Origin of the sequence: Nosocomiicoccus sp. HMSC059G07 (genome assembly GCF_001815515.1) — a bacterium.
Classification (GTDB): Bacteria; Bacillota; Bacilli; order Staphylococcales; family Salinicoccaceae; genus Nosocomiicoccus; species Nosocomiicoccus ampullae_A.
Genome location: NZ_KV820771.1, coordinates 18,383 through 30,000 on the forward strand (window position 1 = coordinate 18,383; position 11,618 = coordinate 30,000).

Annotated in this window: 7 protein-coding genes; 6 read left to right on the top strand and 1 reads right to left on the bottom strand. The window is 33.3% G+C overall.

The window, feature by feature from the left end:
• Positions 1–139 precede the first annotated feature (139 nt).
• The 5 genes from HMPREF3029_RS00105 (at position 140) to HMPREF3029_RS09305 (ending at position 10,106) form a co-directional block, all read left to right on the top strand.
• Entirely contained in the window at positions 140–1,657 is a 1,518-nt protein-coding gene (locus HMPREF3029_RS00105; protein WP_210400765.1) for a class I SAM-dependent DNA methyltransferase, read from the top strand.
• Positions 1,647–2,903 (top strand): restriction endonuclease subunit S, encoded by a 1,257-nt coding sequence (locus HMPREF3029_RS00110; protein WP_070709129.1) that lies wholly within the window; start codon positions 1,647–1,649, stop codon positions 2,901–2,903. The genes HMPREF3029_RS00105 and HMPREF3029_RS00110 overlap by 11 nt, the downstream gene beginning before the upstream one ends.
• Entirely contained in the window at positions 2,896–5,994 is a 3,099-nt protein-coding gene (locus HMPREF3029_RS00115; protein ID WP_143875105.1) for a type I restriction endonuclease subunit R, read from the top strand. Before HMPREF3029_RS00110 ends, HMPREF3029_RS00115 begins: the two co-directional genes overlap by 8 nt.
• 29 nt (positions 5,995–6,023) lie before the next feature.
• Positions 6,024–8,861, top strand: coding sequence for a TrlF family AAA-like ATPase (locus HMPREF3029_RS00120; protein WP_070709133.1), 2,838 nt, complete (start codon positions 6,024–6,026; stop codon positions 8,859–8,861).
• A gap of 1,077 nt (positions 8,862–9,938) precedes the next feature.
• A complete protein-coding gene (locus HMPREF3029_RS09305; RefSeq protein WP_168165483.1) occupies positions 9,939–10,106 on the top strand; it encodes a hypothetical protein in 168 nt (55 codons plus the stop codon).
• 53 nt (positions 10,107–10,159) lie between these two features.
• On the opposite strand, the gene HMPREF3029_RS00125 is transcribed toward HMPREF3029_RS09305, so the two are convergent.
• On the bottom strand, positions 10,160–11,149 hold the full coding sequence (locus HMPREF3029_RS00125; protein ID WP_070709135.1) for a DUF1307 domain-containing protein: 990 nt from the start codon (positions 11,147–11,149) through the stop codon (positions 10,160–10,162).
• Between the two features lie 247 nt (positions 11,150–11,396).
• On the opposite strand from HMPREF3029_RS00125, the gene HMPREF3029_RS09310 reads away from it, so the two are divergent.
• Complete coding sequence (locus HMPREF3029_RS09310) at positions 11,397–11,543, top strand: hypothetical protein (protein ID WP_168165484.1); 147 nt, start codon at positions 11,397–11,399, stop codon at positions 11,541–11,543.
• Positions 11,544–11,618 lie beyond the last annotated feature (75 nt).

Below are 11,618 nucleotides of genomic sequence, written 5' to 3' on the forward strand. Positions count from 1 at the left end.
TGAATTGATATATGGCTTTTTTATCATTAAGTGAGATAATTGTTCTATCAAATTATGACAGCGCTTATAATTGTTGATATGATAGGGATAATAAGTTATTTATACAATATTATTAATGAGTGTATGTGAGGGAATTATTATGTCAGCAAATATTGGATTTGAGGAAAAGCTATGGGCGATGGCAGACAAGCTTCGCGGGAGTATGGATGCATCGGAATATAAACATGTCGTATTAGGTTTATTATTTTTAAAGTATGTATCTGACTCATTTGAAGAATTGTATGAGCAATTACAAGATGAAGAATGGGCAGATCCAGAAGATAAAGATGAATATCTAGCAGAGAACATTTTCTGGGTGCCAAAAGAAGCACGTTGGTCTTACATTAAAGAAAATGCTAAAAAGCCTGAAATTGGACAAATCATTGATGAAGCAATGATCGCTATCGAAAAGGAAAACGAAAGTTTACGTGGTGTGTTACCTAAAAACTTCGCACGACCAGACTTAGATAAAACACGTCTTGGTGAAACTATTGATATGTTCTCTTTTAGAGTCGGCGATAAAGAGAGTCGTTCTAAAGATGTATTAGGACGTGTCTATGAATACTTCTTAGGTAAATTTGCGAGTGCTGAAGGAAAAGGTGGCGGAGAATTCTATACGCCAATGTCAGTTGTAAAACTACTTGTTGAAATGTTAGAACCATATAAAGGACGTGTCTATGACCCGTGCTGTGGTTCTGGAGGTATGTTTGTTCAAAGTGAGAAGTTCGTTGAAGAACACCAAGGAAAACTTGGTGATATTGCAGTATATGGTCAGGAATCAAATCCAACGACTTGGAAACTCGCAAAAATGAATTTAGCAATTCGTGGAATTGACGCTAACTTAGGATCTCAAAACGCAGATACGTTCCATAACGATTTACATAAGCGTTTGAAAGCTGATTATATTTTAGCGAACCCTCCATTTAATATAAGTGATTGGGGTGGAGAGCGTCTTCAAGATGACTTGCGTTGGAAATATGGAACACCTCCACCAGGAAATGCGAACTATGCTTGGCTTCAACATATGGTATCAAAGTTAGCACCAACTGGAACAGCTGGTATAGTCTTAGCAAATGGATCCATGTCTACGAATACGTCATCTGAATTAGAAATTCGTAAAAAGTTAATTGAGGAAGATCTTGTAGAATGTATCGTCACATTACCAGGACAACTCTTTTATTCTACACAAATCCCTGTTTGTTTGTGGTTTATTACGAAAAATAAAGCGAAGAATGGTAAACGTGAGCGTTCAGGTGAAATCTTATTTATTGATGCGAGAAATTTAGGTCATATGGCGACACGTACGTTAAAGGAATTCTCACAGGAAGACATTCAAAAAGTCGCAACAACATACCATGCTTGGCGTGGAACAAATGATGAAACATATGAAGATATTGCTGGCTTCTGTAAAGCAGCTAAGTTAGAAGAAGTACGTGAACACGATTATATTTTAACACCTGGTCGTTATGTAGGACTCGAAGAAGCGGAAGACGACGGTGAACCATTTGATGAAAAAATGGAACGTTTAACAACAGAACTTGCTGAGCAATTTAAAGAATCGAAAAAACTAGAAGACCAAATCCGTGAAGCACTTGGGGGGATTGGGTATGAAGTTTAAAAAAGTTAAATTAGGTGAACTATGCGATATTTCTTCTAGTAAAAGAATATTTGCTAAAGAGTATGTTGAAGAAGGGATACCGTTTTATCGCTCAAAAGAGATCATTTTAAAACATAATAGAAAAGAAATAAAAGAGCCTTTATTTATATCTTATGATAGATATAAGGAAATTAAAGAAAAACATGGAGCACCAGAAGAAGGAGATATACTATTAACATCAGTAGGTACCTTAGGTGTACCATATATTGTTAATTCTAAAGAAAGATTTTACTTTAAAGATGGAAATTTAACCTGGTTAAAAAATTTTAGAGAAGTTGTTAATAATAAATATATTTACTACTGGCTACAATCAAAATATGGAAAAAATGAAATTAATAAAATTACAATTGGCTCAACTCAACAAGCTATTACTATAAATTCTTTAAAGAATTTAGAAGTTCAATTGCCTTCATTAAAAATTCAAAATAAAATCACTCGAATATTAGATGCGATATATGAAAAGGAAAATAATAATTTTAATATCCAAAATAACCTAGAGGAACTCGCCCAAATTTTATTCAAACGTTGGTTTGTTGATTTTGAATTTCCGAATGAAGAAGGAAATCCATACAAATCAAGTGGTGGAAAAATGGTTGAAAGTGAACTTGGGATGATACCAGAGGGATGGAATTTAAATAAACTCAATGAGATCTCCAAGCTCATTATGGGATTGTCGCCTAAAAGCTCAACATACAACGAAGAAGGAGAAGGTTTACCCTTATTGAATGGAGCGGCTGATTTTAATGGCAGTTCATTAGCGCCAAAAAGATATACTAGTGATCCTAAGAGAATATCAATAAAATCAGATTTAATATTATGCATCAGAGCTACTATAGGAAATCTTACATATTCTGATTCAGAATATGCCTTAGGACGTGGTGTTGCTGCTATAAGACCTTATAAAAGAGAATACTCAGAATTACTATACCATTTTGTTTTAAGAAGTATTAATAGATTAAAGGCGCAAGCTACAGGTAGCGTTATATCTGGACTATCAAAACCAGATTTAGAAAATATTATTATTCTAGTACCTGATGATAAAAAATTAAACAAATTCCATAATGTCTTTTCGAGCATACAATTAAAACAACAACAATTATCTGAAGAAAACATCAGATTAGTAAATATACGAGATACACTCTTACCTAAATTACTATCAGGTGAGGTTGAACTACCAGATGACATGGAGGTGACGGATGATGTATAAATTTCATGAGGATGATCTGGAGCAGGCGACTCTTGAATGGTTAGAAGCATTAGGCTATGAAACGCTTCATGGGCCAGATATTGCCGTAGATGGGGAATATCCAGAGCGTGAGTCTTATCAAGAAGTTGTTTTACATGATCGTTTAGAGGAAGCTTTACGGAAGATTAATCCGTCAGCTTCTTCTAGTTCGATTGAACGTGCGATTCAATTAGTCACTATGATTGAATCTCCTAGCTTAATTGTAAACAATCGTAACTTCCAAAAATTCGTGACAGATGGTATTGATGTAGAGTATCGAACAGATGATGGTAGAAATTCAACTGAAAAATTATGGTTGTTTGATTTTGAAAATATGAATAATAATGATTTTGTTGCAGTGAATCAATTTACAGTCATTGAGGGTCAAAATAATAAACGTCCAGATGTTGTAGTTTTAGTAAACGGCCTACCATTAGTCGTGATTGAACTGAAAAGTTCAACAAATGAGCAAGCTGGGATTACAGAAGCATTTCGCCAAATTCAGACTTATAAGCGTACAATTCCATCTCTGTTTAACTATAATGCCTTTTTAGTAATTAGTGATGGAGTCAACGCGAGGGCAGGGTCACTTACTGCTAATGAAGAACGTTTTATGATGTGGCGTACAGAAGACGGAGAGACTATTGCTCCTACGTCAAATCCTCAACTAGAAACATTATTGCGTGGAATGTTTAAAAAAGAGGTACTATTAGATATTTTACGTCACTTTGTTGTGTTCCAATCAGATGGAGAGAACACCTTTAAAATCGTTGCTGCATATCACCAATATTACGCAGTCAATAAAGCAGTTGAACAAGCAAAACGAGCTTCAAGTGCAGAGGGTGACCGTAAAATTGGGGTCATTTGGCATACACAAGGATCTGGTAAAAGTTTATCGATGGTATTTTTCACAGGGAAACTTGTATTAGAAATGGATAATCCAACCGTCGTTGTATTAACAGACCGTAATGATCTAGATGATCAACTGTATGGAACTTTTTCAATGTCTAAGGATTTATTACGTCAAACACCGAAGCAAGCAGAAAATAGAAGAGATTTAAAAGATTTACTAGCAGTTGAATCAGGTGGAATTATCTTTACAACGATGCAGAAGTTTGCACCTGAAGAAGGTACAAGCACAATGGATGCTTTAACGGAACGTAAGAATGTGATTGTGATGGCAGATGAAGCTCACCGAACACAATATGGTTTCCAAGCAGAAATGCAAAAAGATGATTCAGATATTGCAACAAAATATGGCTATGCAAAATATATGCGTGATGCACTACCAAATGCTTCATTCATAGGATTTACTGGTACACCCGTTGAAATGGCGGATAAGAATACGCCAGCTGTATTCGGTAATTATATTGATATTTATGACATGACACAATCAGTAGAAGATGAATCTACGGTTCGTATTTTCTATGAAAGTAGAATTATCCCGCTTCAATTACCTGAAGACCTAAATATAGATAGTGACTATGAAGAAATTACTGAATACCAAGAAGAGTCAGATCGTGAACGATTGAAATCTAAATGGTCACGTTTAGAAGCATTAGCAGGTGCAGAAAGTCGCGTGGAGCAATTAGCAAAAGATATTGTACATCACTATGAAAATAGAGAAAAAGCGATTCATGGTAAAGCGATGATCGTTGTCATGAGTCGTCGTATTGCAATTGTTTTATATGAAGCAATCATAAGAATTCGACCAGAGTGGCACTCTTATGATGATGATAAAGGTGTAATCAAAGTTGTCATGACAGGCGCATCAAATGATCCTGAACATTGGCAGCAACATATTGGTAACAAAAGGCGTCGAGACTTTTTAGCACGTCGAATGAAAGATAATGAGGACGAATTGAAACTTGTTATCGTTCGTGACATGTGGTTAACAGGATTTGACGTACCATCTATGCATACAATGTATGTGGACAAGCCAATGCGTGGGCATAACTTGATGCAGGCGATTGCTCGAGTTAACCGTGTGTTTAAAGATAAACCAGGAGGACTAATTGTCGACTACATAGGTATTGCGGATAGTTTAAAAGAAGCTTTAAAGCAATATACAGAATCTGATCGTGAAAATACAGGCATCGACATATCAGTTGCAGTTGACCTTATGCTCGAAAAAGTCGAAATTATTCAAGATATGCTTTATCAACATAATTATGATCACTTCTTATCAGATAAATCATCAGAGCGAATGAAAGCTATTACTGAAACTATGGATTTTGTTATTGGGTTAGGTGAAGAAGATAAGAAACATTTCATAAAGACGGTGACTGAATTATCTAAAGCATTTGCTTTATGTTCGACAGAGCCAGAAGCACAAGAATTAAACGCTGAAATAGGATTCTTTAAAGCGGTTAAGTCAGGCTTAATGAAGCTCATACCATCAGGAAGTGGCAAGAAAACAACCGCACAAATTGATGATCAACTTAATCAATTAATCTCAAAGTCAATCATTTCTGAAGAAGTAGTCGATGTATATGAAACGCTAGGATTGGATAGCCCGGACATATCAATACTTTCGGATAAGTTTTTGGAAGATGTTCGAGCATTACCTCAGAAAAACTTAGCAGTAGAACTATTAAATCGTCTGTTACAAGGGAAAATAAAAGCCGTTCAGAAAACGAATTTAGTTAAAGCAAAGAAGTTTTCGGAGATGCTAGAAAATGCAGTTAACCAGTACAATAAACGTGCAATCGAGACGTCTAAAGTCATTGAGGAACTGATTGAACTAGCAAAAGAAATGAATGAGTCATATAAAATAGGAGAAAATCATGGCATGCTTAAAGAAGAAGTTGCATTCTATGATGCACTTTCTTCACATGATACAGCAGAAGAAGTTCTTGGTGATGAAGTATTAAGAGCAATCGCACATGAACTTACAAAATCTGTTAAAGAGAACATGAGTATAGACTGGAACTTACGTGAATCAGCAAGAGCAAAGATGCGCATCACTGTAAGAAGATTATTAAAGAAATACGGTTACCCACCAGATTTGCAAAAGATGGCAGTGGAAACAGTAGTAAAACAGGCAGAATTGATGGCGGAGAACAATATTTAAAGAAATTAATTTATTAAGGGGGATTTAAATTGAGTATTAGTAGAGGTTCAGAATGGAGACAATGGGACTTACATGTACATACAGCTTCATCATTTGATGCATATAAAGGTGAAGACGCAGATGAATTATTGGTAAAAGCATGGAAAGATAATGATATAGCTTCCGTTGCAATCACTGATCATTTTTTGATTGATGTAGAAAGAATAAGACGATTAAGAGAGTTATCAGAGGATGATGTAGTTATTTTCCCAGGAGTTGAATTAAGGTGTGATAAAGGTGCTTCAAACCTTCATATAATTATAATATTTCCTGAAGACTGCGATTTATTTAAATTATCTACATCGTTCGATGCGATTATGTTAGAACAAAATGCAAAATCAAAAATATCAAACGATACAATATATTGGGATTTTAATGATATTGTTAAGTTTAGTGAGATGCATAATGGACTATTATCAATTCATACCGGAAGTAAAACAAATGGTTTAGATAAAGTAATAACAAATGCACTGCCTGTAAATATGGCTATTAAAGAAGAAATTGCGTCAAAGATTCATTTTTTTGAATTAGGTAAAAAACAAGATATAATTGAATATCAAACACATGTTTTGCCTAAAGTAGGTCCAAAGCCATTGATTATTTGTTCTGATAATCACAATCCAAAACAATATAATAGAAAAGAAAAGTTATGGATTAAAGCAGATACTTCATTTGATGGACTAATACAAGCGATAAATCATCCAGAAGAAAGAGTTTTTGTTGGAGAAATTCCAGATAAGTTAGATAAAACTCGTAAGAATAAAAGTTCTTATATTGACTATGTTCATATAACACGAAATCAGGATGCTAGAAACGCTGAATCTAATTGGTTTAACTATCAGATGCCTATAAACAATGGTTTATCAGTTATTATAGGTAATAAAGGTAACGGAAAAAGTGCTTTTGCGGATATAATAGGTCATTTATGTTCGGCAAACTCTATGTCAGAGGCTTCTTTTTTAAATGACGATAGGTTTGGAAAAGCGCCACATAAATATGCGGAAGATTATTCGGGTGTAATAAGTTGGTTAGACGGAGAAAAAATATCTAAAAATACCTTGCAAAATTCAGAAGTAGGAACAAAAGTTCAATATGCACAGTATTTGCCTCAAAAATTTATCGAAAGAGTTTGCACAGATTTGGGTGATGAGTTCCAAGAGGAAATCAATAAAGTGATTTTCTCATATGTAGATAGTACTGAAAAGGCAAATGCTCACTCACTAGAAGAGTTAATAAGAAATAAGTCACATGCATATCTAGCAAAAGCCAAGGAAATACAAAATGAAATGGATGATGTTAATCAGCATATAGTCAGTATTGAAAATAAATTAACAGAAAAATATAAACTATCAATGCAAGAAAATCTTGATAAATATCAGGACTTATTGAATAGACATATAAAGAATAAACCAAAAAAAATCAAAAAACCTGTAAGTTCATTGAGTCAGGAAGACGATGAATTAATTAAAAATTGCGATGAAAGGATTTTAGAACTAGAAGAAAATATTGAAACATATAAAACAGAGTTGAAAACAATCAATGTAAACTTAGATATTTTAAATAATGCGATAACCGAAGTGAAAATAATTGAAAATTCAATAAATGATATTAATAATACTTTGAAAAATGTTAAGAATGAAGTGTTTAATAATAGCGATGAAGAACTTATAGTTCAATATACAACGCCAAAAAGTAAGTTGTTAAGTAAGCAAGAAGAGTTATCGCTAAAGAAGGAAAAGTTACAAAAAGCGTTGGATGACTCCGACCATCCTAATGAAGAATCAGTTTATAAAAAGCTCACAGAACAAAAACAAATCAAAAAAAATGTTATAGAAAAATCAGATGCTAAAGAAAAGGAATATCAAAAATATCTAGAAGATTTAAAGGAATGGGAAGAAAAGAAAGTTAAACTTGAGGGTTCTGAAGACGAGGTAGATACATTATATTATTACAAAGGCATAATAAAGAAAATTGCTGAGACATATCCTAATGAATATTTATTATGGAAAAAGAAACGAGATTCTATGATAAAAGAATTATTTGAACAAAAGAGTAGATTGTTTGATGTATACTCTCAAGTTTATCAACCGATTGATAATGAGCTTACTAATTTATTAAATTATGTGGATGAAAGTGTTGAATTTAAAATTAATTTGGTTCAAAAAGATTCCGATTTACCATCAAAAATATTATCATATGTGAATCATAGTTATTCAGGAATATTTAACGGGAAAAATAATGCATACGTTAAGATGAATCAATTTATAAAAGAAGCTAATTTCTCGGAATTTGAGGGTGTCATGCAATTTATAGATAATGTAATGCAAGTTGTTTCAGAAGATCTTGATAAATCATTCGATATAATAAAAGATAGGGAAGGGTTTTATAGGCAACTCTGTAATCTAGATTACCTAGGTGTTGAATTTAATCTTAATTATGCTGGAAGAGAGCTATCTGAATTGTCACCTGGTGAACGCGGCATTGTATTATTAGTTTTTTATTTGGCGCTAAACAAAGGAGAAGAACCAATAATAATTGATCAACCAGAAGATAATCTAGACAATGAATCAGTATATAATAGATTAGTACCTTGTATAATTGAAGCTAAAAAAAGAAGACAAGTTATAATTGTTACACACAATCCAAACATTGCAATAGCTTGTGATGCTGAACAAGTCATACACTCCTCAATAGATAAATCTAAAAATGAAATAACCTATACAGCAGGGAGTATTGAAAGCGAAGAAATTCGGAACAAAATTATTGATGTACTTGAAGGGACAGAGCCCGCATTTACTCTGAGAAGAAAAAAATATTTATTTAATTAAAAGAAATATTTTCAATGATAGATTGATTAAAATCTTTTGTTAAGTTAATAAAGGGCAGTCACATACTCGTGACCGAGCAAAAAGTATGTACTTATCGATTTTTAGGCTTTGCCTAACCCCAACACGATAAGTGGGGCCAAAATCACCTTATGTTCTTTCTATTTACTATCTGAAATCTATTTAAAAAGTGTTAGTAACTTGTTATAGAATATCAATCATAGCTTTAATTAGTACAATAAAAGAAAAAAGATAAGCAAACAAAGAGTTACTAGAAAAAAATAGAAGTAAATCTTAACTAATTGGACGCAATAATACCCACGCAAAATTTTTTCTGCGTGGGCACTTTTAATATTCATCTTCGTTCATTTTATGAACGACTAAGTTCATTCTCTTATCGTACAAATCCAGTAACTTAATCAATTCGTTATTCCAATCATTAAACATTTGCAGGATGTTATTTAGTTCGTGTTGGATACATATGGTGCAAGATACATGTCAGCGAATAGATTTATAAAATTATGATTTTTATTTTGAACCTGACCTCGATATCCTTTACAGTAAAAGTATTGAATTCGCCATATAGTTTTTTCATCACACGCTACTATCCTTTTTCTGCTTCTGCTTGTACACACTTAATAACTTTTGAAATCACAACTTTCGTTATATATTAATAATATAATTAAAATTACTTAATTCACGTTTTCTGCAATAAGTGCATCTACTGCTTCACCTATTGTATTATAATCATTGTTAATTTGATAATCCTCTAAATACTCATGGTTTACATTTCGAATTTTTATCCTAAATTGATGTTGATTCTCTATTCAATTTTCATCTTGTCAAATATTTTTTATTTTTCCAAATGGGAATGAATTTTTTAAAAGCTATCTATTTTATTTTCTTTTTTTAATATTTTTGATTTCAATGGATTGTTGAGAGATCATCTCATGCTATTTTACTGACTATCTTATGCCAGGGATGATGTAATAGATATTTAAGCCTAGTTCCAAGCGAACTAGTTTTTAATCGTTTAGATGGGTATAATTTATATACATATTAAGAGTTGGAGGTTTTACAATGAAAATGAGAAATACGATATTTACAATGTTAGTTATTAGCTTTGTAATGATGCTACTCGCGGCACTGATACCAGAAAAACTGGGTGGATTCTTATTTTTATTTTACATCATTCCAGGAATCTTATTTTTTGTAAGTGCAGGGATGGTTGCGTATAAGAAGGATTAGTTTTCAAATAAAAAGCACGCGCTGAAGGATTCTTCAGCTTGCGTGCTTTTATATTATTTCTTTGTTTCTACATGTTCTAATCCGCTTCCTAGAAGGGCCATCGCGATTTCTGTGTAGTTTCGTGCTTCTTCTTTAGCACTTTCATCTACTTGCTCAATACCCATTAACTGAAGAACTTTATCTAGATCTTTAACTTTTTCATAGTCCATGACGCCTTCTACTGTGAATTTATCATCTTCGAATTTCATATCAAAATTCACACCGTCAAGTTTGTTTAACTCTTCATAATTTTTTGTGATATCTTTAAATTGTTCTTCTGCAGCTTTTTTATCTGCTAAGCCAAGCGATTCATATGACTGTTCGTTATAAGTTGTCTGTTTTAAAATTTTGTTGTTTCCGTCTTGTAAAACAGATACTTCATAAATATAGCCTTCTTGTTCAAGAAGGAATACTTCAGTCGATTCTTCACCTTCAAGATAATATCCTTGTTTTTTAAAGTTATCTACACTTAATTCATAGCTTACAAACTGTGATTCTGTACCAGAGTCAGGTAGTGATGACACTACACTGAGATCTGCGACTGTGTAGTCGACTTTGAATGTTTCGATGAAAGTATCATCATTAAATTCTACTGAGTATTCGACACCTTCTTGGTCTTTATATTTTTCTTCATCACCGAATTCTTTAACCTTTTCTTGTGCCTCTTTTTTGTCTTTCACACCAAGTGTGCTGTATTCGCCCTCAGTGACCTGGTTTTGTTCTAGTAATACGTCATCTGCATGTTTCATTTCGATTGTACTAAGTAAGCCGTCTGCTTCTTTTTTCATGATGTTAGTCGTAGCTTTCGACTCATCATATTCAGGTTTCTTAGATGACTCACTATTCTCTTCGCCCTCAGTGTCTGTCGATTCTTCTTTCTCAACTTCCTCTGTCTTTTCGTCCGCTGACTCATTACTAGTATTCGTGTCTTTATCTTCATTAGAAGAACACGCAACGAGCGTTATAAAAGATAGGGCCAGCAGGACCATCCAAAACTTTTTCATTTAAATTTCTCCTATCAAATATGTAGTAATTAAAGCAAAATTACTAACAGGTCCCATTTAAGGAACTTAATCAAAAACCGTTACGGCAGTGTTCCTTATTCTTAAAATTACCTAATTGAGATATTTTTAAACTCAAAATTATAAAATAATAGACGAGGTTGGACTTATGCCTGACTCAATTCAGTGATTTATAATCTGTTTCAGACTAGAATAGAAAGTAAGTATAGAAAGGATTAGGAGTATAATTATGCTGACAAATAAAGAAAAAGAATATCTTGAACTCGCTGTTAGTCTTGCAGAAGAGGCGTTAAATAAAGGAGACCAACCGTTTGGTTCAGTTAAAGAATTTGAAGATAGAGTAAAAGCACCTCATAGGGAGTACTATAGAAAATAGAGTTTTAGAGTGGTTTTTCATCTTTTTAGGGGTGGTTCGGACGAATCGTCGGCGAGATGAAAAACTCCCCGTCGC